At 64.3% G+C, this 23509-nt stretch carries 24 protein-coding genes; 19 read left to right on the forward strand and 5 right to left on the reverse strand.

Going from position 1 to position 23509, the window contains the following annotated elements:
* Position 1: 1 nt before the first annotated feature.
* Together ACT2BZ_RS10320 and ACT2BZ_RS10325 are read right to left on the reverse strand one after the other, a co-directional pair.
* A complete protein-coding gene (locus ACT2BZ_RS10320; protein WP_457940872.1) occupies positions 2-856 on the reverse strand; it encodes an ABC transporter permease in 855 nt (284 codons plus the stop codon).
* A gap of 9 nt (positions 857-865) precedes the next feature.
* Entirely contained in the window at positions 866-1939 is a 1074-nt protein-coding gene (locus tag ACT2BZ_RS10325; RefSeq protein WP_457940873.1) for a polyamine ABC transporter substrate-binding protein, read from the reverse strand.
* A 104-nt stretch (positions 1940-2043) separates the two neighbouring features.
* Between ACT2BZ_RS10325 and ACT2BZ_RS10330 the strand changes: the two genes are divergently transcribed.
* Positions 2044-2685: a TetR/AcrR family transcriptional regulator gene (locus ACT2BZ_RS10330; protein WP_457940874.1), complete on the forward strand. Its 642-nt coding sequence runs from the start codon at positions 2044-2046 to the stop codon at positions 2683-2685.
* On the opposite strand, the gene ACT2BZ_RS10335 is transcribed toward ACT2BZ_RS10330, so the two are convergent.
* On the reverse strand, positions 2682-3221 hold the full coding sequence (locus ACT2BZ_RS10335) for a GNAT family N-acetyltransferase (protein WP_457940875.1): 540 nt from the start codon (positions 3219-3221) through the stop codon (positions 2682-2684). The genes ACT2BZ_RS10330 and ACT2BZ_RS10335 overlap by 4 nt on opposite strands.
* Positions 3222-3385: 164 nt before the next feature.
* Here ACT2BZ_RS10335 and ACT2BZ_RS10340 point away from each other — a divergent pair, with 164 nt between their 5' ends.
* Positions 3386-3829 carry a DUF2214 family protein gene (locus ACT2BZ_RS10340; protein WP_457940876.1) on the forward strand — a complete coding sequence of 148 codons (444 nt, stop codon included), beginning with the start codon at positions 3386-3388 and terminating at the stop codon, positions 3827-3829.
* Here ACT2BZ_RS10340 and nth read toward each other — a convergent pair.
* Positions 3823-4614 (reverse strand): endonuclease III, encoded by a 792-nt coding sequence (gene nth / locus ACT2BZ_RS10345; RefSeq protein ID WP_457940877.1) that lies wholly within the window; start codon positions 4612-4614, stop codon positions 3823-3825. The two genes, ACT2BZ_RS10340 and nth, sit on opposite strands and share 7 nt — an antisense overlap.
* Before the next feature lie 22 nt (positions 4615-4636).
* On the opposite strand from nth, the gene ACT2BZ_RS10350 reads away from it, so the two are divergent.
* From ACT2BZ_RS10350 to ACT2BZ_RS10380, 7 genes are all read left to right on the forward strand, one after another.
* Complete coding sequence (locus ACT2BZ_RS10350) at positions 4637-5125, forward strand: DUF2244 domain-containing protein (RefSeq protein ID WP_457940878.1); 489 nt, start codon at positions 4637-4639, stop codon at positions 5123-5125.
* Positions 5126-5213: 88 nt separating this feature from the next.
* Positions 5214-6107 carry a methylated-DNA--[protein]-cysteine S-methyltransferase gene (locus tag ACT2BZ_RS10355; RefSeq protein WP_457940879.1) on the forward strand — a complete coding sequence of 298 codons (894 nt, stop codon included), beginning with the start codon at positions 5214-5216 and terminating at the stop codon, positions 6105-6107.
* A gap of 78 nt (positions 6108-6185) precedes the next feature.
* On the forward strand, positions 6186-7088 hold the full coding sequence (locus ACT2BZ_RS10360; protein WP_457940880.1) for a ribokinase: 903 nt from the start codon (positions 6186-6188) through the stop codon (positions 7086-7088).
* A 116-nt stretch (positions 7089-7204) separates the two neighbouring features.
* Positions 7205-7990 carry a class I SAM-dependent methyltransferase gene (locus ACT2BZ_RS10365; protein ID WP_457940881.1) on the forward strand — a complete coding sequence of 262 codons (786 nt, stop codon included), beginning with the start codon at positions 7205-7207 and terminating at the stop codon, positions 7988-7990.
* A gap of 297 nt (positions 7991-8287) precedes the next feature.
* The gene (locus ACT2BZ_RS10370; protein WP_457940882.1) at positions 8288-8860 is read left to right on the forward strand and encodes a sigma-70 family RNA polymerase sigma factor; all 573 of its coding nucleotides are present in this window, start codon (positions 8288-8290) and stop codon (positions 8858-8860) included.
* Entirely contained in the window at positions 8857-9519 is a 663-nt protein-coding gene (locus tag ACT2BZ_RS10375) for an anti-sigma factor (protein WP_457940883.1), read from the forward strand. The genes ACT2BZ_RS10370 and ACT2BZ_RS10375 overlap by 4 nt, the downstream gene beginning before the upstream one ends.
* Positions 9509-10939 (forward strand): S8 family serine peptidase, encoded by a 1431-nt coding sequence (locus ACT2BZ_RS10380; RefSeq protein ID WP_457940884.1) that lies wholly within the window; start codon positions 9509-9511, stop codon positions 10937-10939. Before ACT2BZ_RS10375 ends, ACT2BZ_RS10380 begins: the two co-directional genes overlap by 11 nt.
* A 1-nt stretch (position 10940) precedes the next feature.
* On the opposite strand, the gene ACT2BZ_RS10385 is transcribed toward ACT2BZ_RS10380, so the two are convergent.
* Entirely contained in the window at positions 10941-11960 is a 1020-nt protein-coding gene (locus ACT2BZ_RS10385) for a substrate-binding domain-containing protein (protein ID WP_457940885.1), read from the reverse strand.
* A gap of 353 nt (positions 11961-12313) precedes the next feature.
* Here ACT2BZ_RS10385 and ACT2BZ_RS10390 point away from each other — a divergent pair, with 353 nt between their 5' ends.
* From ACT2BZ_RS10390 to mgrA, 10 genes are all read left to right on the forward strand, one after another.
* Complete coding sequence (locus ACT2BZ_RS10390; RefSeq protein WP_457940886.1) at positions 12314-13669, forward strand: ABC transporter substrate-binding protein; 1356 nt, start codon at positions 12314-12316, stop codon at positions 13667-13669.
* Positions 13670-13793: 124 nt separating this feature from the next.
* Positions 13794-14807: a carbohydrate ABC transporter permease gene (locus ACT2BZ_RS10395; protein WP_457940888.1), complete on the forward strand. Its 1014-nt coding sequence runs from the start codon at positions 13794-13796 to the stop codon at positions 14805-14807.
* Position 14808: 1 nt separating this feature from the next.
* Complete coding sequence (locus ACT2BZ_RS10400) at positions 14809-15963, forward strand: carbohydrate ABC transporter permease (RefSeq protein ID WP_457940889.1); 1155 nt, start codon at positions 14809-14811, stop codon at positions 15961-15963.
* A gap of 5 nt (positions 15964-15968) precedes the next feature.
* On the forward strand, positions 15969-17636 hold the full coding sequence (gene bglA / locus ACT2BZ_RS10405) for a beta-galactosidase BglA (protein WP_457940890.1): 1668 nt from the start codon (positions 15969-15971) through the stop codon (positions 17634-17636).
* A gap of 35 nt (positions 17637-17671) precedes the next feature.
* The gene (locus ACT2BZ_RS10410; protein ID WP_457940891.1) at positions 17672-18784 is read left to right on the forward strand and encodes an ABC transporter ATP-binding protein; all 1113 of its coding nucleotides are present in this window, start codon (positions 17672-17674) and stop codon (positions 18782-18784) included.
* Positions 18785-18974: 190 nt separating this feature from the next.
* Positions 18975-20057, forward strand: coding sequence for a WD40/YVTN/BNR-like repeat-containing protein (locus ACT2BZ_RS10415; RefSeq protein ID WP_457940893.1), 1083 nt, complete (start codon positions 18975-18977; stop codon positions 20055-20057).
* Between the two features lies 1 nt (position 20058).
* A complete protein-coding gene (locus ACT2BZ_RS10420) occupies positions 20059-20367 on the forward strand; it encodes a MoaD/ThiS family protein (protein ID WP_457940895.1) in 309 nt (102 codons plus the stop codon).
* Positions 20368-20427: 60 nt separating this feature from the next.
* Complete coding sequence (locus ACT2BZ_RS10425; protein ID WP_457940896.1) at positions 20428-20859, forward strand: Fur family transcriptional regulator; 432 nt, start codon at positions 20428-20430, stop codon at positions 20857-20859.
* Positions 20860-20990: 131 nt separating this feature from the next.
* Complete coding sequence (gene gndA, locus ACT2BZ_RS10430) at positions 20991-22412, forward strand: NADP-dependent phosphogluconate dehydrogenase (RefSeq protein ID WP_457940897.1); 1422 nt, start codon at positions 20991-20993, stop codon at positions 22410-22412.
* Positions 22413-22449: 37 nt separating this feature from the next.
* The gene (gene mgrA, locus ACT2BZ_RS10435) at positions 22450-23493 is read left to right on the forward strand and encodes an L-glyceraldehyde 3-phosphate reductase (protein WP_457940899.1); all 1044 of its coding nucleotides are present in this window, start codon (positions 22450-22452) and stop codon (positions 23491-23493) included.
* Positions 23494-23509 lie beyond the last annotated feature (16 nt).

Genomic DNA, 23509 nt, shown 5'->3' on the forward strand with positions numbered 1-23509 from the left:
CTCAGCTCCGCTCCAGCTTGAGCCAGCGGGCGCAGAACAGGTAGGCGATGGTGACGACCACCATCAGGATGATGGCGAGTGCCGAGGCGAGCGGGAAATCGCCCCGTCGGCCGATCTGCATCATGATCAGCTGCGGCATCAGCAGCTCGTTGTTGCCGCCGAGGATCTGCGGCGTGATGTAGTCGCCGATGCACAGCACGAAGGTCAGGAAGGCGCCGACCATGATGCCGGGCAGCGTCAGCGGCAGGATGACGTGCAGAAAGGTGCGCAGCGGTCCGGCGCCGAGATCGGCGGCCGCCTTGCGATAGCTGGGCGACAATTGCTTGAGGTTGGCGAAGATGGTGAGTGTCAGGAGCATGACGAAGAAATGGACGAAGCCGATGACCGTGCCGGCCCGGCTGTTGGCGAGCTGGACGGGGTCAGACAGCAGGCCGGAACCGGTCAGCGCCTTGTTGACGACGCCGTTCTCCGAAAGCACAAGCAGCCAGCTGTAGGACCGCACAACGTAGGAGGTCCAGAAGGGCAGCACGGCGAGCATCAGCGCCAGCCGCTGCAGCCTCAGCGGCACGACTTCGGCGAGGATCCAGGCAAAGGGGTAGGCAAGCAGCACCGAGATGGCCGTGACGGTGAGTGTCACTTCGAGCGAATTGACCATCGCCCGCCAGTAGCTCGGATTGTCGAAGAACTGCCGGTAGTTATCGAACGAGGCACTGCCGTCGCCGCCGTGCTGCATGAAGCTCAGCACGCCCATCGCGACGAAAGGCAGTACGAAGAAGCAGACCGTCCACAGCAGCGCCGGCGTTACCAGTGCCCAGCCAGGCGCCCGACTGGATGGGCTTCCAAATGACGTGCTCACAGGCCCTATTTATTGTGCCTGCAGCATCTCTGTCCAGACGTCCTGCATCTTCTTGTCGAGGTCGGCGTCGGGCGACGGGTAGCTCTGGGCGCGCGCCAGGAACTCGGGTTGTTCGTCGAAACGCAGCGTCTTCTTCTCGTCGTCGCTGAGTGCCGCCTTGGTGTTGGCCGGCATGCCCCAGTAGCAGGAAGAAGTGGCGAGGCGCGCCTGGCCCTCGGGGCTCATGATGTACTGGATGAACTTCAGCGCCATCTCCTTGTTCTCGGAGTCGGCGAACATGGCGAGCGACTGCGACCACAGCACCGCACCCTCCTGCGGGATCGAGAAGTCGAGCGCCGGGTTCTCCTTTGCCAGTCCGGCCGTCACCCATTCGCCACCGCCGACCAGAATGTCGACCTCGCCGGTGGCAAGTGCGGTCTGGCTGGCGACGACTTCGCCGACCAGCTTGGCGTTGGCCTTCATTTTGAGGAGAACGTCCTTGATGGCCGGCAGGTCGGCCTCGGTCAGCTCTGCCGTCTTCTTTCCGATCGACATAGCTGCCATGCCGATCACCGGCAGGTAGTAGTCGTAGATTGCGATGCGGCCCTTGTACTTGTCGTCAGTGAGGGAGGCCATCGATTGCATGTCGGCCGGATCGACCTTGGTATTGTTGAAGCCGATCGTGTTGTAGCCGAATTTTTCGGTAATGCCGTAGCGCTTGCCGTCAACCATGGTCGCGCCGTCCATCTTCACTTCCGCGAAGAGGTCGCCGAAGGGCAGCTGGTCTTCCGGTAACGGCTCGAACAGGCCTTTCTCGACGCCACGCGGAATGTCGATGGAATCGATCACCATGACGTCCCAGTCGCCGGGCTGCGACTGCTCGACGATGGCCAGACCCGCGCCGGTGCCCTCGAACTCCTTGACGTTGACCTTGATGCCGTTGGCCTCCTCGAAGGGCTGCAGCAGCGCCGGGTCGGCATGGTCGCACCAGATCAGCGCGTTGAGGTCCTTCGCCAAGGCCGGCGAGGCGGAAATAAGCGCAAGAGCGGCCGATCCAAGGCCCGCGGCGCGGGCAATGTTCTTCAGGTTTGCAAGCTTGTTCATGGTCGTAGGTCTCCTGTGTTCCCGGTGCCTTTCCGGCGGTTGCAAAAAAACTGAACCAATTACAAACTTGAGTCAATTCCGATTCCGAGGCAGTCTCGCCGCGCATGGTCGGATTACGCGCAAAACACAAGGCTGACAGGCACCGCCGCATCCTCGAGGCAGCGGCCGAACTGTTTCGCGAAGCCGGCTACGAGGGTGCCAAGATCGAGGCGATCGCGACTGCGGCCGAGGTCTCGGTCGGCACGATCTACAACTACTATCGCAACAAGGGCGACATTCTCGTCGCCATCGTCTCGATGGAGGTCAACGAGGTGCTGAACGCCGGGCGTGGCGTCGTTGCCACCCCGCCCGCCAACGTCGGCGACGCCGTTGATACGCTGCTCGGCATCTATTTCGAGCATTCGCTGATCTATCTCAGCAAGGCGATGTGGCGGCAGGCCATGGCGACCTCGATGCAGCAGCCGGACAGTCCGTTCGGGCAGACCTATTCGGCGCTCGATCGCGCGCTTGTCGACCAGACCTGCGAACTCGTCGACCGGCTGAAGCGCCTCGGCCTGGTGCGGCTCGACGCCGACACCCGCGCCACCGGCGAGATCATCTTCAACAACATGAACATGATGTTCACCGAGTTCGTGAAGCAGGACGCCATGCCGATTGCCGACCTCAGGGCAGCCGTTCGCCGGCAGAACAAGGTGCTTGTCGGTGCGATTGAGATGCTTGGAGGAACCGGCCAGACGAAGGCCTAGTCTGAGAAGACGGCACGTTCGAACAGGACAATCGGCTTGTCGTGATAGCTGGTTGCGAGCACTTCCCGGTAGCCGCATTTCTGCGCGACCTTGATGAATGCGGCATTGTCCGGGGCGATGATGCAGACGGTCCTGCCGCCGAGGTTGGCGTCGATCCAGGCCGCGGCGCGGCCGATCACTTCCGTGGCAAGCCCGATCCCCTGGAAGGCAGGCGCCAGCGCCCAGCCGGCCTCCGGGATGCCTTCGATCGACGGCTCGATGCTGCGCTTCATATCCTGGAAGCCAGCCTCGCCGACGAGGGCGCCGCCGGCCTTGGCTTCGATCGCCCAGTAGCCGTAGCCGAGCATTGACCAGGTGCCGGTGTGGCGCAGGAACCGGACCCACGACTCCTCGCGCGTGTGTGCCCGCCCGCCGATGAATCGCGTCACCTTCGGATCCGTCCACATCGCCTGGTAGGCGTCGAAATCCTCAAGCCTGTGCGGTCTGAGGATTACCCGCTCGGTCTCGATGACGGGAGCTTGCGTGAACTTGGTCATCAAAGGCATTCTCCGGCGACGTCGTCATTCGATTAGCAAATACGCGCCGCCGGACAAGAGCCAGTATAGGGCGCTGTGCCGACAAGCTGCAGGGCCAGGCTTGAAAGCGTGTTGCAGCACAGCCAACTTAGGTTGAGTATAGGTTGTGTCCGAGGGGGGCCGCTATGCATGTCGTCGATCTTTTACTTGCAATTGCGCACCATCTGCTGGTGTTTTCGCTGGCCGGAATCCTTGCCGCTGAACTGGTGTTGATAAGGCCGGGCCTCTCCGGGCCGACGCTGGGGCTGCTCGGCCGGATAGATAGCGCCTATGGCGGAGTTGCCATGGCGGTTGTGGCGGTCGGCATTTGCCGGGTCGTTTTCGGCCTGAAGGGGTGGGAATTCTACATCTCCAACCATGCTTTCTGGGGCAAGATGATTGCCTTCGTGATCGTCGCCCTGCTGTCGATCCGGCCAACCATGCGTATTCTCGCCTGGCGACGTGCCGAACTGGCGACGGTCCCGGACGACGAGATTTTCGCCGTGCGCACCTGGATCAAGGGTGAAATCGCCTTCCTCGCCCTGGTTCTCGCCTTCGCCGCCATGATGGCGCGCGGCGTGGGCTACTGAGCCGCCGCGGCCACTATTTCGGGAACAGGTGCCAGTTCGACCAGCGGGGCCGGTATCGCGCTGGTCTTGACCGCCGCCTTGCAGATGTCAGCGATCACGCAATGCTCGCATTCGGGCCGACGCGCCTTGCAGACATAGCGCCCGTGCAGGATCAGCCAGTGGTGCGCATGGCGCATGTATTTGTCCGGGATGATGCGCACCAACCCGGCTTCGACCTCGTCGGGCGTCTTGCCGGGTGCCAGCCCGATCCGGTTGCCTATGCGCAGTATGTGCGTGTCGACCGCCATAGTCGGCTGGCCGAAGGCCATGTTCAGTACCACATTGGCCGTCTTGCGCCCGACGCCTGGCAGCTTGACCAGCGCGTCACGGTCGCCCGGCACAACGCCGTCATGGTCGCGGATCAGCGCTTCAGACAGCGCGATGACGTTCTTCGCCTTGTTGCGCCACAGCCCGATGGTGCGGATGTGCCCGCCGACCGCCGCCTCGCCGAGTGCCACCATCTTCTGCGGCGTGTCGGCTTCGGCAAACAGCGCCCGCGTCGCCTTGTTGACGCCGGCGTCCGTCGCCTGCGCCGACAGCACGACCGCGACCAGCAGCGTGAAGGCGTTGACGTGTTCAAGCTCGCCTTTCGGTTCCGGTCGCTGCACCGCGAAGCGCCGGAAGATCTCGTCGACCTCCTCCGGCGTATAGCGCGAGAACGGCCGCTTCGGCCGCGGCCTTGGCTTGGCGTTGGAGCCGTCGCGCAGGCGCAATTTGTCGCGGGTTTTCTGTTTGGGTTCTTTCATCGCCCCTCTATAATCGAGGCCCATGAGCGACACAAACCTCGCCCCAGACGAGCCCTTTTTCCGGGCGCTGCTGACGCCGCACCGCTCGCTTGGGCGCACCGGCTTCATGGTGCTGATGGGCACGCTCGCCGCCATCTGGCTGGTCGCCGGGGCGATCTTCCTCGCCCGCGGCGCCTGGCCGGTCTTCGGCTTCTTCGGCCTCGACCTGCTGCTCGTCTACGGTGCCTTCCGGCTGAACTACCGCGCCGCTCGCGCCCGCGAAGAGGTATCGTTGTCGCGCACCAGCCTCGACATCCGCAAGATCGCACCGTCGGGAAGGGCCGTGGCGCACCATTTCAATCCGTTCTGGTCGCGCTTCTCCGTCGCCCGCCATGCCGAGATCGGCATCACCAGCATGGCTGTCGATTCGCGTGGCGAAAGCGTCCCGATCGGCAGTTTCCTCAACCCGGACGACCGTGAGAGCTTCGCCTCGGCCTTCTCCGGTGCGCTTGCCAGGGCCAAGCGCGGTTAAGCTGGAAATATTCGAGCCTGAGCTGCAGGAATCGGGTGGAGAAGCGGCCCGCCGGCGAAGATATTGGCGTTCACGGGAGATTTTTGCCATGAACGCACACATGCCACTCAAAACCGAGACGATCCTCGAGAACGACATCACCCCGACGGGCGGCGACTACGAGACGGTGCGCCGGGTGATCGAGAAGATCAGCCTCGATTTCCGCGACCAGCCGTCGCTGGAAGCGCTTGCCGCGGATGTCGGCCTGACGCCGACCGCGCTGCAGAAGCTGTTCACCCGCTGGGCCGGCCTGTCGCCGAAGGGCTTTCTGCAGGCCGTGACGCTCGACCATGCGAGGCGGCTGCTCGACGAGGGCTTGCCGCTGCTCGAGGCTTCCTACGAGGTCGGCATGTCCGGTCCGGGCCGCCTGCACGACCTCTTCGTAACGCATGAGGCCATGTCGCCCGGCCACTACAAGATGCGCGGCGACGGCGTCACCATCCGCTACGGCTATCATCTGTCGCCTTTCGGCGTGGCGCTGGTGATGGTCACCGACCGTGGCTTGGCCGGCCTCTCCTTCAACGATCCGGGCGATGAGCGTGCCGCCTTCGCCGACATGTCCGGGCGCTGGCCGAACGCCACCTATGTCGAGGACATGTCGGCCACCGCGCCCTATGCCGCGAGGATCTTCGATCCGTCGACCTGGCGCGCCGAGCAGCCGCTGCGTGTCGTCATGATCGGCACCGACTTCCAGGTCCGCGTCTGGCAGGCGCTGTTGAAGATCCCGATGGGCAAGGCGCGCTCCTACTCCTCGATCGCCGAAGAGATCGGCTCGCCGTCGGCCAGCCGCGCGGTGGGTGCCGCGGTCGGCGCCAACCCGGTCTCCTTCGTGGTGCCCTGCCACCGGGCGCTCGGCAAGTCGGGTGCGCTGACAGGCTACCACTGGGGCCTGACGCGCAAGCGCGCCATTCTGGGCTGGGAGGCAGGCCAGCTTTCGGCCTGACGCTTTCTGGTGCGATGGCCGCTGGAAAGCGGCGCCGACAAAGGCTAGCTTCCCGGAAAATTTCCGGGAGGCATCTTCTTGATCACGGTCATCGGCTCCATCAATCTCGACCTCATCGCCAATGTGACGCGCCTTCCGGCGGCGGGCGAAACCGTGCCCGGCGACGATTTTCGCACCGCGCCCGGCGGGAAGGGCGCCAACCAGGCGCTGGCGGCGGCGCGGGCCGGCGGCCAGGTGCGCATGATCGGCGCCGTTGGCAAGGACGCTTTCGCGGCCGAGGCGCTGGCCTGTCTCAAGCAGGGCAGGGTCGACCTGTCCGGAGTCGGCGAGACCCATGCGGCAACCGGCACGGCGCTGATCCTGGTCGACGAGAAGGGCGAAAACGTCATCGCCGTGGTGCCGGGCGCCAACGCCACTGTGCTGCCGGGCGATATGACAAAGGCCCTGCTCAAGAAGGGTGAGGTCGTACTGCTGCAGCACGAGATCCCGATCGCCACGGTGCGCAAGGCGCTGGCAACTGCGACCGCTGCCGGCGCCATCAGCGTGCTCAACACGGCACCTTTCCGCGCCGACGCCGCCGACCTCCTGGCCTCTGCCGACTACGTTGTTGCGAACGAGACCGAGTTCGACCTCTATGCCGACGCGCTGGAACTCGCGGGCGGCGACCGCGCTGCGCGCATGCGCACCTTCGTCGAAAAGACTGGCCGCACCGTGATCGTGACGCTGGGCGGCGATGGCGTGCTGGCGGCAACACCGGAGGGCGATATCAATGTACCTGCGCTGAAGATCATGCCGGTCGACACGGTTGGCGCTGGCGACACTTTCTGCGGTTATCTTGGCGCAGGGCTTTCGGCCGGGCTGCCGCTCGAACAGGCGCTGCGACGCGCCGCGGCCGCAGGCTCTCTCGCCTGCCTGAAACCGGGCGCTCAGCCGGCCATTCCGCACGGCAAGGACGTGGATGCGGCGCTGGCCAAGGAATAGGACTGGCCGGCCGGGTACGTTCGTGTGGCATGCGTCAAAGTCTGCGGCCCGTATCAGCCACTTCGAATCTCCGGGTGAAACTGTATGCGAGGCCAGACAATTCGGGGCAGAGGTCCATGTTCAAGAAGTTCTCCCGCTCCATCCGACGGCGGATCGGCAACCAGGCCCGTGGCAAGCGCTTTGCAACATCCCCGGTGTGGCCGGCTCTCAAGTCGTCTGAAAATAGACCCGCGAAGAATGATCTCGAAGAGTTCTTCGACCGCAACATCGACGGCCCCGGTATCTGGAAGTGGCGGCACTATTTCGACATCTATGACCGGCATTTTTCGAAATTCAGGGACGCCGCTCCCACCGTGCTTGAAATTGGCGTGTTTAGCGGGGGCAGCCTGGCGATGTGGAAAGACTATTTCGGCCCCGGTGCAAAGATCGTTGGCGTCGACATCGAGCCGGCATGCAAACGCTATGAATCGACGGACGTCCGAATATTTATCGGCGATCAAGCAGACCGGGACTTCTGGCAGGGTTTGCGTCGCGAGGTCCCGAAGGTCGATATCGTCATCGATGACGGGGGGCATCTGCCGGAGCAGCAGATGGTTTCGATGGAAGAGATGCTACCCCATCTCGCGCCCGGCGGCGTCTATCTATGCGAGGACATTCACAGCGAGAGGAGTTCCTTTGCAAGCATGGTGCACGGCCTTGCCGATACGCTGAACAACAACCGGAACCAAACTGCGGGCACTGATCCGGAACGCCGTACCGTTGTGCCCTCGACGCCCTTCCAGAGCCGCGTCAGGGGGATCCATCTGTATCCATTCGTGGCGGTTATCGAGACCAATGAATTGCCCCGAACGGAACTGGTCTCGACAAAGCACGGCACAAAGTGGGAGCCGTTCCTCAGCTAGGGCCGATCGACCATAGCAGTGGACCGCAGCCCAGGCACCAGGGTCTATCCCCAGGCGTGATCCATGGATTGCAGGCCAAGGCGAAATGACCTTGCCGAGGCATAGTTCGCCGAGCAAACAGGGACGCGGCCGTAGATCAAGGCCACGAGCCGCCCTGCAAGACGGCTGCCCCTGCGGAATACGGGGTTGGAACCCTGCACCTTCATGGGTTAAGCCTGACGGGCAGAAAAAGAGGGTGTTTCCCGTGAACCTTTTCGAGCCCGGCCGCGACAGAGGCTTAGGAGCCGCGCGCCAGACATGAGCGCCGCACCAAGCCAGCAGTCCGACCTTGAACTGGTCGGTCGCGTCGCAAAGGGCGATCGAACTGCCGTGCGGCTCCTGTTCATGCGCCACCACGCCCGGATCTACCGGTTCGTGGCGCGCCAGACGGGATCGGAATCGATGGCAGACGATATCGCAAATGAAGTTTTTCTGGAGCTCTGGAAGCAGGCACCCGGCTTCGAGGGCCGTTCGCAGGTTTCGACCTGGCTGCTCGGCATTGCCCGCTTCAAGGCGCTGTCGCATCTGCGCAAGCGCAAGGAAGAATGGATCGACGACGCCGATGCGGCAGCCGTGCCCGACACTGCCGACACGCCGGAAGTCGCCGTCATGAAGGACAACAAGGCAGGCGCGCTGCGCGGCATGGTAAATGCCTTGCCCGAAGAGCAACGCTCGGTGATCGACCTTGCCTATTACCACGCCAAATCCGTTACAGAGATCGCCGAAATCCTCACGATTCCGGTGGCTACGGTGAAGACCCGCATGTTCTATGCCCGCAAGAAACTCGGCGAGGCGCTGCAGGCGGCCGGCTTCGAAAGGGGATGGCCATGAGCGAGCCCGCGAAGATGTCGCGCCGCGACGAACTGGAAACACTGCTGCCCTTCTACCTGACCGGTACTCTGGAGGGCGAGGACCTTGCCGCTGTCGAGGAATGGCTGGCGAGCGATCCCGCAGCCGCCGATGCGCTGGCCGAGGCCGAGGCCGAGTTCTCCGGTGTTTCGGCCGCCAACGAGGCGGTTCGGCCGCCGGCCGACGCGCTCGCCCGGTTCAACAGGATGCTCGACGCCGAGGCGGGCCCGGTGCGCCATGCCTCGCCCTCGACGCTGGCGCGCCTCTGGCAGGGGTTTCTGGGCGTGCCCTCGTCGGTCGCCTGGGGTGCCGCCGCCGCTGCCATCGCGTTGCTGATGGTGCAGGCGGTGCTGCAGCCCATTGGGTCTGTCGGCGATTTCGAGATCGCCGGCACAGAGGAAGCGGCGGACATGCCGTTCGTCTTCGTCACCTTCAAACCGGAGGCGACGATAGCTGACGTCTCGGCCTTCCTCGCCGAAAACGGCGCGACGGTGCTTGCCGGACCCGCTGCAGGGGGCGTCTTCAAGATCGGTATCGGGGCCGTGACGGCTGCCGATTATGACAGGATTGTCGGCCTTATTGCTGCCCAGCCTTTTGCCGAGACTGTGGTTCCCGGGAGGAAACCGGCCGATGGCGGCTAGAGGCGTTGCATTCCTGATTGCATTCTTGGCGGCGGTCCTGGTGGCCGCCCTGCCTGTCTCCGCGCAGACCAACGACCCCAACATCACCCAGGACCAGCTCGACTGCATCCAGACCATGGCAGCCGGCGGCGTTTGCGGCCCGGATGGCGGTACTGCCGCGCCGGGGGCTGTGGTGCTCCCCGAACTGATCTTTGACCTGTTTCCGCAAACGGCGTCGGGCGAGCCCTCATCTCCCGCCGACCCCGCATCTACCGATACGGCAGCGACATCGGAGCCGGCAGCGACCGCAGGTGCCGATTCGTCGTCGCCCGCCGCGCCGCCGCCCGGCTCGCTCACGACCGCACCGCCGGTCGTGGCGCCCGTCGCGGTCAGCGGCGAATTCGTGCCCGACGAGGTGCTGGTAACGGTCGATGGCGACGCGGCCGTGGTTTCGGCGCTGGCGGCTGCCTTCGGCCTCGAGATCCGTTCACAACGCGTCTCGACGCTGCTCGGCTCGACGGTCGTGCGCTTCGGTATTCCGGACGGCCGTCCGGTCGGCCTGGTGCTCGCACAGCTTGCCGGCGACGCCCGTACACAGGCGCGCGTACCCAACTCCATCTACGACCTGCAGCAGGCGGCCGGCACGCAGAACTATGCCTTCCAGCGCATCGCGCTGAGGCCCGACAGCGCCAGCGGCGAAAATGTCCGCATCGCCGTCATCGATACCGCCATCGATGAGACGCACCCGGCGCTGAAGGGCGTGGTCGAGGGCATCTTCGACGCCATGCCGGGTGTCGAGGTGACGGTGCGCGACCACGGGACTTCCATTGCCGGACTGATCGCGGGCATCGGCGACCTGCCGGGCATGGCGCCCGGCTCCAGGATCTACCACGCACGCGCCTTCGAGGGTGGCCGCTCGACCATGGACATCATCCTCTCGGCGCTCGACTGGGCGGCAGAGCAGGACGTACGCATCATCAACATGAGCTTCGTCGGCCCGAAGAACGACATGCTTGAGGCCGCCTGCGCCGCGGCGCGCGGACGCGACATGGTGCTGGTGGCGGCAGCGGGCAACAACGGCCCCAAGGCCCCGTACGGCTATCCCGCCGCCTATGACAGCGTGATCGCGGTAACCGCAACCGATGACAAGGACGAACTGATGCAGCAGGCCAATCGCGGGCCCTACGTCTTCGTCTCCGCGCCCGGCGTCAACGTAATGGCACCGGTTGGCGGCGGCCAGGATCTCGTTACCGGGACCTCATTCGCCGCGGCCATCGTTTCGGGCGCCATCGCAAATCTGATCCACGCCGCGCCGGAGCGCTCGGCTGACTGGATCGAGGCGGCGCTGTCGGCGACGGCGAAGGATCTCGGGGAAGCGGGACGCGATGCTGACTATGGCTATGGCCTGATCGACGCGGCTGCCGCCGAAGCGCTCAAGTAGACTAGGGTGCGCTGCCGATCGAGGCGCGCACCACCAGGTCGACCGGCCAGACCTCGCCTTCGAAGCCGCTTTCGCTGCCGGTGATGCGGGCGGCGAGACGCTCGGCGATGCGCTGGCCGGCAAGCCGGATTGAGGAGCGTGTCGTCGTCAGTGGCACTGAAAAATTCTCCGGTCTCAGCCACGGAAAGACGTCGTCATGCGCGACCAGCGAGACGTCGCCCGGAACGGTGAGCCCGAGGTCGCGGATGGCGCGCACCACGCCGAGCGACATGATCAGCGAGGAGCAGATGATGGCCGTCGGCGGCGTGCCGCTTTGGAGCAGGCTGCGCGCTGCGCGGTAGCCGTTCTCCTCGGTCATCGCCACCGAGCGGATCGAGGAAGGCGGAAGCGCCAGGCCGCTGTCGGCCAGCGCGCGCTGCGCGCCGCGCTGGCGGAAGATCGCGAAGGTCTGGCGGATGTCGCCGTTGATCAGTGCGATCCGGGTGTGGCCGAGCTGGATCAGAAGGCGCGCTGCGTCGTGGAAGGCCATTTCGTTGTCGATGTCGACATAGGCGTAGTCGAAGCCCAGACCTTCGCTGCGCCCATGCACGATGAAGGGGATGCCGAGCCGGTTGAGCAGCGAAATGCGCCGGTCGGCGGGGCAGGGCGAGGAGATATAGACGGCGTCGACCTGCTTGTTGGCGACTATGCGGCGGTAGGTTGTCTCCTCGTCACTGGCGTCGGCGGGGCTGAGCACGAGGTCGAGATCGTGGCCGCGCGCATAGTCGCCGAGACCGGACAGGAACTCGACGAAATGCGGGTCGATGTCGACCGAGGCCCCTGTCGGCAGCACGTAGCCGATCATGCCGGCCTTGCCGGTGGCCAGGCGCCGCGCGCTCGGATTGGGCCGGTAGCCGTGCCGCTTGGCGGCGTCTGCGACGCGCCGACGCGTTTCCTCGCTGACCTCGGGATAGCCGTTCAGCGCACGGCTCACCGTGGTCTGCGACAGGGCCAGCATGTCGGAGAGCTGCTTCAGATTCAAAACAGCCTCCGCGCCTTCAAAGCGCTTTGAGACATCTGCGCATTTCCTCCCCGTGGCATGCACGCATTACGTTCCAAGTTTAGCGCCAAATCAGGCAGAGTGAAGCAAAAACGGCGCGTGCAGCGCCGCAAAACCATAGTGCAGCGCACCAAACCTGCGCGCGCGGAAGAAATCGTGAAGACAAGCCGCTTGACTCGCGCACCAAATGGTGGCGAGATGAAGGTAGCCAAAGCGCTTTGGAACCCGCGTTCAAGCCGTTGCGATTGGTTTGATCCCGGGTCTCAGTTGAAGCACGTCGGCAGGCCGGAATGGAGGTTCCGCGCCTTGTCTTGCGATCCACAGGGAGGACCATCATGAAAAAGAGCCTATTGCTGGGCGTGGCGCTTGCCACTCTTGCCCTTTCCGCACCCGCCTCGGCCGAACTCAAATTCAAGCCGGGCGAGGATTCCAAGTTCACCTGGTCGAACTACGACGAGCTCAAGAACGTAGACCTCAAGGGCGAGACGCTGACCATCTTCGGTCCGTGGCGCGGCGAGGACGAGGCGCTGGTCCGTTCGGTACTGGAGTATTTCATCGAGGCGACAGGCGTCGACCTGAAGTACTCATCCTCGGAGAATTACGAGCAGCAGATCGTCATCGACACGCAGGCCGGCAGCCCGCCGAACATTGCCGTGCTGCCGCAGCCCGGCCTGATCCAGGATCTCGCCTCGAAAGGCCTGCTCACCCCGCTTGACGACGCCACTGCCGACTTCGTGCGCGAGAATTACGGCGCCGGCCAGTCCTGGGTCGATCTCGGCACCTACAAGGACAAGCACGGCACCGACAAATATTTCGCCTTTCCCTACAAGGCCGACCTGAAGTCGCTGGTCTGGTACGTACCGGAGAATTTTGAGGAAGCCGGCTACGAAGTGCCCAAGACCTGGGAAGAGATGCAGGCCCTGACCGACCAGATCGTCGCCGATGGCGGCGTGCCATGGTGCATCGGGCTTGGTTCGGGCGGTGCCACCGGATGGCCCGCGACCGACTGGGTCGAGGACATCATGCTGCGCACGCAGTCGCCCGAGACCTACGACAAGTGGACCAAGAACGAGATCCCGTTCAACGACCCGTCGGTCGTCGAGGCGCTGCAGATCTTCGCCGACATCGCGACCAACGACAAATATGTCGACGGCGGTGCGGCCGCGGTTGCCGCCACCGACTTCCGCGACAGCCCGAAGGGTCTCTTCTCGATCCCGCCCAAGTGCTACATGCACCGCCAGGCATCGTTCATCTCGTCCTTCTTCCCGGAAGGCACCGAACTCGGCGTCGACGCCGACTTCTTCTACCTGCCGCCCTTCGCGTCTCATGCCGATCTCGGCAACCCCGTGCTCGGCGGCGGCACGCTGTTCTCCATCACCAAGGACTCCAAGGCGGCGCGCGCCTTCATCGACTTCCTGAAGATGCCGCTGGCGCACGAGATCTGGATGGCGCAGTCGGGCCTGCTGACACCGCTCAAGACGGCGAACAAGGATGCCTACGCCAACGACGCGCTGAAGAAGCAGGGTGAAATCCTGGTCAACGCCTCGACCTTCCGCTTCGATGGCTCGGACCTGATGCCCGGCAAGATTGGCGCCGGCGCCTTCTGGACCGGCATGATCGACCTGGTCGGCGGCAAGCCGGCCGCCGACGTGGCGGCCAACGTCCAGACCAGCTGGGACGCCATCAAGTAACGGCGTCGAGCGTTACCTCGTCCACAGTCTAGATCCGGGCCATCGCGGCCCGGATCCAAGCGGCAAGCCGCCCGTACCGGCAGCGCCAGGCGCTCGGTCGGGTCCGGCAACAGGGGAGGAAGCCATGGCGGCGCAAATTCTGTCGGCCATCATCACCATCATCGTCGGCGTCGGCGGCGCGGTCGCCTATTTCTGGGGCGCCAACCGTCTCCTCGACTTGATCTTTCCCTCGCGCGGCGTTGCCGGGACGGCTGCAATCGACAATCTGCGCCGGCAGGGCCTGATCCGCCCCTGGCTGTTCATCGGCCCGGCGCTGATCATCCTGACCGTCTACCTGATTTACCCGGTCGTGCAGACGCTCTGGCTCTCCTTCCACGGCCGCAACGGCGAGGACTTCGTCGGCTTTGCCAACTACACCTGGGCCTTCGGCGACCGCGAGTTCCGCAACTCGATCTTCAACAACCTTCTCTGGCTCGCCGTGGTGCCGGCGGCCTGCACCTTCCTCGGCCTGGTGATCGCGGTCCTGACCGACAAGATCTGGTGGGGTACCATCGCCAAGAGCCTGATCTTCCTGCCGCTCGCCATCTCCTTCGTCGGCGCCAGCGTGATCTGGAAGTTCATCTACGAGTACAAGGGTGACGGCCAGACGCAGATCGGCCTGCTCAACGCCATCGTGCAATTTCTCGGCGGCAGCCCGCAGGTCTGGATATCGCTGCCCTTCTGGAACAATTTCTTCCTGATGGTGATCCTGATCTGGATCCAGACCGGTTTTGCCATGGTGATCCTGTCGGCAGCCCTGCGCGGCATTCCCGAGGAGACCATCGAGGCGGCCGTCATCGACGGCGCCAACCCGTTCCAGATCTTCTGGAAGATCATGATACCGCAGATCTGGGGCACCATCGCCGTGGTGTGGACGACGATCACCATCCTGGTGCTCAAGGTCTTCGATATCGTGCTGACCATGACCAACGGCCAGTGGAACAGCCAGGTGCTGGCCAACCTGATGTTCGACTGGATGTTCCGTGGCGGCGGCGATTTCGGCCGCGGCGCCACCATCGCCATCATCATCATGCTGGCTGTGCTGCCGATCATGGTCTGGAACATCCGCCAGGCGAACCGCGAGTCGGGGGATCACTGAGATGGCAAACGCCACGGGAAAAAGCTTCCTCGGCCGCTTCGGCGTCCACATCGCCGTGCTGGTTTTCGTCACCATCTGGACGATCCCGACTCTCGGCATCCTGGTGTCCTCGTTGCGCGACAAGGACCAGATCATCGCCTCGGGTTGGTGGAACGCCTTCTCGAGTTCCAGCCAGACCGAAGCCGGCCGCCTGCCGCCGCCTACGGCGCAGGTAGAGAAGGACGGCAAGTTCGTCCTCGAGGGAAACATCTTCGAGGGCGGCGAGGCGCGCAGGATCAGCGCCTTCGGCCTGAAATCGGCTGCGCCGACCGAGTTCGAAGCCGGTGCGGTGGCCGACCTTGGCGACGGCGTCTCGCTGCAGCTCAACGAGGACGGCTCCTTCGTGATGACCTCTCCGGTCGAGATGGAGGGCAAGCGCGGCCAGCGCGTCTACTACGAGTCCTCCGCGCCGCCGCGTTTCACCACCGAGAACTACAAAACGGTGATGTTTTCGGAAGGCATCGGCCGCTCCTTCGTGAACTCGCTGACGGTGACCGTGCCGGCTACTGTCATCCCGATCATGATTGCCGCCTTTGCCGCCTATGCGCTTGCCTGGATGCGCTTTCCGGGACGTGCGTTGATTATCGCCGTCATCATCGGCCTGCTCGTCGTGCCGCTGCAGATGGCGCTGATCCCGCTGCTGCAGCTCTACAACGGCGTCGCCATGTTCTTCGGTGTGCCGTCGAAGACCTATCTCGGCATCTGGCTGGCGCATACCGGCTTCGGCCTGCCTTTCGCCATCTACCTGCTGCGCAGCTACATGGCCGGACTGCCGCGCGAGCTGATGGAATCGGCGCGCATCGACGGCGCCAGCGACTTCGAGATATTCATCAAGATCGTGCTGCCGCTGTCCTTCCCCGTGCTCGCCTCCTTCGCCATCTTCCAGTTTCTCTGGGTCTGGAACGACCTGCTGGTGGCCATCGTGTTCCTGGGCTCCGGCTCCGACCAGCTTGTGCTGACCGGCAAACTGAACGCGCTGCTCGGTTCGCGCGGCGGCGACTGGGAAATCCTCACGACCTCGGCTTTCATCACCATCATCGTGCCGCTGATCGTGTTCTTCTCGCTGCAACGTTACTTCGTGCGCGGGCTGCTTGCGGGATCGGTCAAGGGAGGATGAGTGCGATGCCTGCAGTATCGATGCCCGCACAGGCGCCGGCGCTCGCCGCCGACCGAGACTGGTGGCGCGGCGCGGTGATCTACCAGATCTACCCGCGTAGCTACCAGGACTCCAACGGCGACGGCATCGGCGACCTTGCCGGCATCATCCAGCGACTGCCCTATATTGCCGGTCTTGGCGCCGATGCGATCTGGATTTCGCCCTTCTTCAAGTCGCCAATGAAGGATTTCGGCTACGACGTCTCGGACTATTGCGACGTCGATCCGATGTTCGGCACGCTCGACGACTTCGATTCGCTGGTCGCCGAGGCGCACCGGCTGGGGCTGCGGGTGATGATCGACGAGGTGCTGTCGCACACCGCCGACGAGCACCCCTGGTTCGCCGAGAGCCGGTCGAGCCGCGATAACCCGAAGGCTGACTGGTATGTCTGGGCCAATGCCAGCCCGGACGGCACGCCACCAAACAACTGGCTGTCGATCTTCGGCGGCTCGGCCTGGCAGTGGGACACACGCCGCCAGCAATACTATCTGCACAATTTTCTCGCCGAGCAGCCGGACCTCAACTTCCACAACAGGGAGGTGCAGGACGCGCTGCTGGAGGTGACGCGCTTCTGGCTCGACCGCGGCGTCGACGGCTTCAGGCTCGACACCATCAACTTCTACTTTCACAGCCAGGGCCTGGAGAACAATCCTGCGCTTCCGGTGGCCGAGCGCAACGACCAGACCGCGCCCTCGGTCAATCCTTACAACTACCAGGACCACATTTACGACAAGAGCCGCCCCGAGAACGTCGCCTTCCTCGAACGCTTTCGCGCTCTCCTCGACGAGTATCCGGCGGCCGCCGCTGTCGGCGAGGTCGGTGATGCGCAGCGTGGCCTGGAAGTCGTCGCCGCCTACACCGCCGGCGATAACCGGGTGCAGATGTGCTATTCCTTCGACTTCCTGGCGCCGGAAAAGCTGAGCGCTGAACGTGTCCGCGCAGTGCTGGAATCCTTTGGCCGGGTCGCCGAGGACGGCTGGTCGTGCTGGGCCTACTCCAACCACGACGTGATGCGCCACGCCTCGCGCTGGGCGCAGGGCGAGAGCGACCGCACCGCCTATCTCAAGGTGATCTCGGCGCTGCTGATGTCGCTGCGCGGCTCGGTCTGCCTCTACCAGGGCGAGGAACTCGGGCTCGGCGAGGCAGATCTCAATTTCGACGACCTGCGCGACCCCTACGGCATTCGCTTCTGGCCCGAGTTCAAGGGCCGCGACGGCTGCCGCACGCCGATGGTGTGGGAGGAGGCCGAGACCAATGCCGGCTTCTCGACGGGCCGTCCCTGGCTGCCGGTTGCCGCCGACCATCGACCGCTGGCGGTCAACCGGCAGGAAGGCGATCCGCATTCGCTGCTGGAGCATTACCGCCGCTTTCTCGACTTTCGCCGCGCCCACCCGGCGCTCGCCAAGGGTGACATCGAGTTCCTCGCGGCCAAGGGCGACGCCATCGCCTTCACGCGGCGCGAGGGCAATGAACAGCTGGTCTGCGCCTTCAATCTCGGCGACCAGCCGACCGAGATCGACCTCGGCGAGGGAGACGCGGTCCAGCCGTTGTCGGGACACGGCTTTGCCGGCGGTCTCGAGGGCAGGACGATCAGACTGAACAGCTACCAGGCGTGGTTCGGGCGCATCGCCTGAACTGCGGGAAATCAGGTTTTTCGGGAGGAAACCACATGGCCGATCTCAGCCTCAGGCAAATCAAGAAGTCCTATGGCAATCTGAAGATCCTGCACGGCATCGACCTCGACATAAAATCGGGCGAGTTCATCGTCTTCGTCGGCCCGTCCGGTTGCGGAAAGTCGACGCTTCTGAGGACGATCGCCGGGCTTGAGGAGATCACCTCGGGCGAGCTGAAGATCGCGGGCGAGGTGGTCAACGACGTGCCGCCATCGAAGCGTGGCATCGCCATGGTGTTCCAGTCTTACGCGCTCTACCCGCACATGACGGTCTACGACAACATGGCCTTCGGCATGAAGATCGCGCGCGAGGAGAAGTCGGAAATCGACCGACGGGTGCGCCAGGCCGCGGAAATCCTGCAGCTGACCAACTATCTCGACCGCCTGCCCAAGGCGATGTCGGGCGGCCAGCGACAGCGCGTGGCCATTGGCCGCGCCATCGTGCGCAATCCCAAGGTCTTCCTGTTCGACGAACCGCTGTCGAACCTCGACGCGGCGCTGCGCGTCGCCACCCGCATCGAGATCGCCAAGCTGAAGGAGAGCATGGCGGCGACAACGATGATCTACGTCACGCACGACCAGGTCGAGGCGATGACGCTGGCCGACCGCATCGTGGTGCTGAAGGACGGGCGCATCGAGCAGGTCGGCACGCCGATGGAACTGTATCACCACCCGGGCAACCTGTTCGTGGCGCAGTTCATCGGTTCGCCAGCGATGAACATCGTGCCGGCGACGATCGACAAGGCCGGGGACCAGACGCTTATCGCTCAGGTCGGTGGCCGCAAGACCGATGTCCCGGTGGCCACCCCTGCCGACGCGGCGGGCGCCAAGATCAGCTTTGGCGTTCGACCGGAGGATCTGCGCGTGGCGACCGGCGATGGCGCGCTGTTCGAGGGGCGCGTCGACTATGTCGAGCAGCTCGGCGAGGTGCAGATGGTCTATCTCGACATTGGCATCGCCGACCAGCCACTGGTGGTGAAGCTGCCCGGTAATGCAGAGGTCAAGCGTAACACCAAGATGAAGGTGACCGCCGATGCCGACACGCTGCACATCTTCGACGCCGATGGCCGATCCTTCGCTCGCGCGCAGAATGCGGTTCAGGCGGCCTGACGAGAGAACAAGGCTTCGACCCGGATACGCCGAGATGCGGACTCCAAAAAATCCGCTTCGCGTGTAGGCGCGCCACGTTGCCGACCGTCCTTGCATCGACAGGAACCGGATTTCGGCCTAGGTTCTGGGCGCTCTCGCGCATCCGGACCAGCCGTTGCGGGGCCTGCCGGTCATGCTTGTGGAGGTGGTGATGGCAAGGAAAATTCTCGTTCTCCTGGGTACCAAGAAGGGCACGTTCATCGCCGAGAGCGATGAGGCGCGCAGGGACTGGAAGCTGCGCGGTCCCTATTGCGAGACCTGGCCGATGAACCACGTCATGGCCGACCCGGCGACCGGCACGATCTATGGCGGGGGCGGCAATGAATGGTTCGGTCCCGCAGTCTGGAAATCCGACGATCTGGGCGAGACATGGAGCCATTCGAGCGAGGGGCTTGCCTATGAGGCCGGTGTTGAACCGATCAAGGCGGTGTGGAGCCTGGCGGCGCGCGATGGCGCGCTCTATGCCGGCGTTCAGCCGGCCGGCCTGTTCAGGAGCGACGACAACGGAAAAACCTGGCAGCATCTCGACGGGCTGCAGAAACATCCATCGCGGCCGCACTGGAACCCTGGCGGCGCGGGTCTGATCCTGCATTCGCTGGTGCTGCACCCCGAGGACGAAGGCCAGGTCTGGGTCGGCATTTCGGCCGCCGGCGTGTTTCACACTGCCGATGGCGGCGCGACCTGGGAGCCGCGCAACAGGGGCACGCGCGCCGACTTCTTTCCGGAAGGCCAGAACTACCCGGAATTCGGCCAATGCGTGCATTGCCTGGTGATGGCGCCTGGCGAGCCCGACACGATGTACCAGCAGAACCATTGCGGTATGTACCGCAGCAAGGACGGTGGCAGGAGCTGGGAGAGCATCGAATCCGGCCTGCCCTCCACTTTCGGCTTCCCGGCGGCGGCGCATCCGCGCGATCCCTCGACGCTCTTCCTCGTACCGCTGAATGGCGATTCCGCCGGTCGTTACATGCCTGACGCCAAGGCGGCGGTCTGGCGCACGCGTGACGGCGGTTCGACATGGCAGGCGATGCGCGAAGGCCTGCCGCAGGAAAACGCCTATTTTGGCGTGCTGCGCCAGGCCATGGCGACAGACCGGCTGGAGCCGGCGGGCGTCTATTTTGGCACCGGCGGCGGTGCCCTGTTCGCAAGCGCCGACGAAGGCGAGAGCTGGATCGAGGTGGCGGCGCATCTGCCGGCGATCTCCTCTGTCGAGACGCTGGTCGTCGATGCCTGAAATGGACGGCACTTCACCGCGGCCGGGTCACAACCGGCCGCCGAGGACGGTAGTCGTCAGGCTGCCGGGGGTTCTGGTCGACCTCTTTCCCGGCGCGCCGCGACGCCTCGAGGTGCAGGCCGCGAGTGTTGACGAGATGGTGGACCGGCTCGACGAACTGTTTCCGGGCATGCGCGACCGGCTCTGCGATTCGACGCCGGCGGTACGCCGCCACATCAACATCTTCATCGACGGCGAAAGGGCGCGGCTTGAGACGCCGCTGTCGCCGGGCTGCGAGGTTTTCGTGCTAACGGCTATCAGCGGCGGTTGAACTCCCCAGGCGTGACGTCATTTCTTTGCAACTGACTGTCATCTGGCGCATAGTCAGGCAATGAAACGGCAGGCAGTGCGAAGAGTGGACTACGAAAAGGAATTGCGCCGGCGCGGCGTGAGAATCACCCGCCCGCGGCGCATCATCCTGGGTATCCTGTCGGAGACTGAAGACCATCCGGACGCGTTGGAGATTTTTCGCCGCGCGGTCGCGGTCGACAGCTCGATTTCGCTGTCCACGGTCTACCGGACGATGAAGCTTCTGGGTGATCTCGGCGCCATTCACAGGCACGCTTTCGAGGGTGGCCCGTCTCGCTTCGAGCATGCCACCGGCGATCATCACGATCACCTTATCGATATCGAATCGGGCGACGTCATCGAGTTTAAGTCGGACCGCATCGAGCAGTTGCAAAACGAGATCGCGCTCGCGCTGGGCTACGACATTGTGCACCACCGGCTGGAGCTTTACGGGCGCAAGCGCCGGACCGGCTGAGCGCCTGCACCCGGCGTGCCAATCGGGAACCGGTGTGTTGACGAAGCCGCCAGCGCGCGGCAAACATCGCGCGCGCCGGCGCCCTGCCGGCGTCAATCGCCGGGCCGGCGCACTTGAATTGGGATGAAACGATGGCGGAAGCGGAAATCGGATTGATCGGCCTTGGCGTGATGGGATCGAACCTGGCGCTTAACATTGCCGAGAACGGCCACCGCATCGCGGTTTTCAACCGCACGACGTCGCGGACCGGCGAATTCCACGCCCAGGCCGGCAGCCTGCAGGACATGGTTGTGCCCTGCGAGACGATCGAGGACCTTGCCGCCGCGATCCGTCCGCCACGCCCCGTCATCATCATGGTGCAGGCCGGCCAGGCAGTTGACGAGCAGATCGCGCACCTGCGCGGCGTGCTGTCGGAAAACGACATCGTCATCGATGCCGGCAACGCGAATTTCCATGACACGATGCGCCGCTTCAAGGACCTCGAGAATTCCGGCCTGACCTTCATCGGAATGGGCGTCTCCGGCGGCGAGGAGGGCGCGCGCCACGGGCCTTCGATCATGGTCGGCGGCACCGAAGCGTCATGGAAGCGTGTCGAGAAGGTTCTGATTGCTATTTCGGCCAAGTATGAGGGCGAGCCCTGCGTCGCCTGGCTCGGAACCGACGGTGCCGGCCATTTCGTCAAGACCATTCACAACGGCATCGAATATGCCGACATGCAGATGATCGCCGAGATTTATGGCGTTCTGCGCGACGGGCTGGGCATGGGCCCGAAGGAAATCGCGTCAGTTTTCGCCACATGGAACAAGGGGCGTCTGAATTCCTACCTGATCGAGATCACGGCGTCCGTGCTTGCCGCCGACGATCCGAAGACCGGCAAGCCGATGGTCGACATGATCCTCGACCGCGCCGGCCAGAAGGGCACCGGCAAATGGTCGGCCATCGAGGCGCAGCAACTCGGAATCCCGGCGACGGCGATCGAGGCGGCGGTGGCCGCCCGCGTGATCTCGTCGCTGAAGGACGAGCGGGTGGCAGCCGAGAAGGCTTACGGCATGGGCGTCTCGCCGGTTTCGGGCAACAGGGATGCCATTCTGGCGGATCTCGAGCTTGCACTGTTTGCCGGCAAAATTGCTGCCTACGCGCAGGGCTTTGCAGTGATGTCTGCTGCCTCGGAGGAGTTCGACTGGAACCTGCCGCTGCCGACGATCGCAAAAATCTGGCGCGCCGGATGCATCATCCGCTCTCAATTTCTCGACACCATCGCTACGGCCTTTAACGCCGGGCCGGTAGCGAACCTTTTGATGGCGCCAGATTTCGTCCAGATGATGAAGGAGGCCAATCCGGCGCTGCGGCGCATCGTGGCGCGCGCCGCCGAGGCAGGCCTGCCGACGCCGGCACTGTCTTCCGCGCTCGCCTATTTCGATAGCTACCGGCTCGGCCGCGGCACCTCGAACCTCATTCAGGCGCAACGCGACTTCTTCGGCGCGCACGGTTTCGAGCGCATCGACGCCGGCGGCGCGCACCACGGCCCCTGGGGAAGCGGCGCGGCCGGCTGAACAGACAAACAGACAGACCCAACCGGGAGACACGATCATGAGCTGGCAACCAGCCGACAATCGCTATGACGCGATGACCTACAATCGCTGCGGACGATCGGGCCTGAAGCTGCCCGCCATCTCGCTCGGCCTGTGGCACAATTTTGGCGAGGATACGCCGCATGCGACCAAGCGGGCGATCTGCCAGAAGGCTTTCGATCTCGGCATCACGCATTTCGACCTTGCCAACAATTACGGGCCGCGGCCCGGTTCGGCCGAAGCAGCGTTCGGCGAGATCCTGCGCACCGATTTTGCCGGCTACCGCGACGAGATGGTCATTGCCACCAAGGCGGGCTACGGCATGTGGCCCGGGCCCTACGGCGAATGGGGCAGTCGCAAGTATCTTCTGTCGAGCCTCGACCAGAGCCTGAAGCGCATGGGCCTCGACTATGTCGACATCTTCTATTCGCACCGCTACGACCCCGACACGCCGCTTGAGGAGACGATGGGCGCGCTGGACAGCGCGGTGCGCGCCGGCAAGGCGCTCTATGTCGGCATCTCGTCCTATAACTCGCAGCGCACGCGCGAAGCCGCCGATATCCTGCGTTCGCTCGGCACGCCCTTCATCATCCACCAGCCGAGCTACTCCATGCTCAACCGCTGGGTCGAGGAGGACGGTCTGCTCGACACGCTGGAAGGGCTGGGCCTCGGCTCGATCGTCTTCTCGCCGCTGGCGCAGGGTATGCTGACGTCGAAATACCTCAATGGCGTGCCGGAAGGCAGCCGCGCCACGCAGGGCAAGTCGCTGAAGGAGAATTTCCTGAACGAGGCGACGCTTGGCAATATCCGCTCGCTCAACGCGATCGCCGAGAAGCGTGGCCAGACACTGGCACAAATGGCGCTGGCCTGGGTGCTGCGCGGCGGCCGCGTGACAACGGCACTGATCGGCGCCAGCCGGCCCGAGCAGGTCGAGGATTGCGTCGGAGCTCTGAAGAATCCGGATTTCAGCGACAGCGAGCTGGCCGAGATCGACCGCCACGCGCATGACGCCAACATTAATCTCTGGGCAAAGTCGGCCGAGCGTGAAGGGCCGGCACGCTAGGCAAGCCGGCCGGTCG

The organism is Mesorhizobium sp. 10J20-29, assembly GCF_054130485.1.

What these genes read in the sequence shown, in the direction of transcription:
- ACT2BZ_RS10325 (WP_457940873.1), bottom strand. Translation starts at nt 1,939, where the DNA reads ATGAACAAGCTTGCAAACCTGAAGAACATTGCCCGCGCCGCGGGCCTT.
- ACT2BZ_RS10330 (WP_457940874.1), top strand. Translation starts at nt 2,044, where the DNA reads ATGGTCGGATTACGCGCAAAACACAAGGCTGACAGGCACCGCCGCATC.
- ACT2BZ_RS10335 (WP_457940875.1), bottom strand. Translation starts at nt 3,221, where the DNA reads ATGACCAAGTTCACGCAAGCTCCCGTCATCGAGACCGAGCGGGTAATC.
- ACT2BZ_RS10340 (WP_457940876.1), top strand. Translation starts at nt 3,386, where the DNA reads ATGCATGTCGTCGATCTTTTACTTGCAATTGCGCACCATCTGCTGGTG.
- nth (WP_457940877.1), bottom strand. Translation starts at nt 4,614, where the DNA reads ATGAAAGAACCCAAACAGAAAACCCGCGACAAATTGCGCCTGCGCGAC.
- ACT2BZ_RS10350 (WP_457940878.1), top strand. Translation starts at nt 4,637, where the DNA reads ATGAGCGACACAAACCTCGCCCCAGACGAGCCCTTTTTCCGGGCGCTG.
- ACT2BZ_RS10355 (WP_457940879.1), top strand. Translation starts at nt 5,214, where the DNA reads ATGAACGCACACATGCCACTCAAAACCGAGACGATCCTCGAGAACGAC.
- ACT2BZ_RS10365 (WP_457940881.1), top strand. Translation starts at nt 7,205, where the DNA reads ATGTTCAAGAAGTTCTCCCGCTCCATCCGACGGCGGATCGGCAACCAG.
- ACT2BZ_RS10370 (WP_457940882.1), top strand. Translation starts at nt 8,288, where the DNA reads ATGAGCGCCGCACCAAGCCAGCAGTCCGACCTTGAACTGGTCGGTCGC.
- ACT2BZ_RS10375 (WP_457940883.1), top strand. Translation starts at nt 8,857, where the DNA reads ATGAGCGAGCCCGCGAAGATGTCGCGCCGCGACGAACTGGAAACACTG.
- ACT2BZ_RS10380 (WP_457940884.1), top strand. Translation starts at nt 9,509, where the DNA reads ATGGCGGCTAGAGGCGTTGCATTCCTGATTGCATTCTTGGCGGCGGTC.
- ACT2BZ_RS10390 (WP_457940886.1), top strand. Translation starts at nt 12,314, where the DNA reads ATGAAAAAGAGCCTATTGCTGGGCGTGGCGCTTGCCACTCTTGCCCTT.
- ACT2BZ_RS10395 (WP_457940888.1), top strand. Translation starts at nt 13,794, where the DNA reads ATGGCGGCGCAAATTCTGTCGGCCATCATCACCATCATCGTCGGCGTC.
- ACT2BZ_RS10400 (WP_457940889.1), top strand. Translation starts at nt 14,809, where the DNA reads ATGGCAAACGCCACGGGAAAAAGCTTCCTCGGCCGCTTCGGCGTCCAC.
- bglA (WP_457940890.1), top strand. Translation starts at nt 15,969, where the DNA reads ATGCCTGCAGTATCGATGCCCGCACAGGCGCCGGCGCTCGCCGCCGAC.
- ACT2BZ_RS10410 (WP_457940891.1), top strand. Translation starts at nt 17,672, where the DNA reads ATGGCCGATCTCAGCCTCAGGCAAATCAAGAAGTCCTATGGCAATCTG.
- ACT2BZ_RS10415 (WP_457940893.1), top strand. Translation starts at nt 18,975, where the DNA reads ATGGCAAGGAAAATTCTCGTTCTCCTGGGTACCAAGAAGGGCACGTTC.
- ACT2BZ_RS10420 (WP_457940895.1), top strand. Translation starts at nt 20,059, where the DNA reads ATGGACGGCACTTCACCGCGGCCGGGTCACAACCGGCCGCCGAGGACG.
- ACT2BZ_RS10425 (WP_457940896.1), top strand. Translation starts at nt 20,428, where the DNA reads ATGAAACGGCAGGCAGTGCGAAGAGTGGACTACGAAAAGGAATTGCGC.
- gndA (WP_457940897.1), top strand. Translation starts at nt 20,991, where the DNA reads ATGGCGGAAGCGGAAATCGGATTGATCGGCCTTGGCGTGATGGGATCG.
- mgrA (WP_457940899.1), top strand. Translation starts at nt 22,450, where the DNA reads ATGAGCTGGCAACCAGCCGACAATCGCTATGACGCGATGACCTACAAT.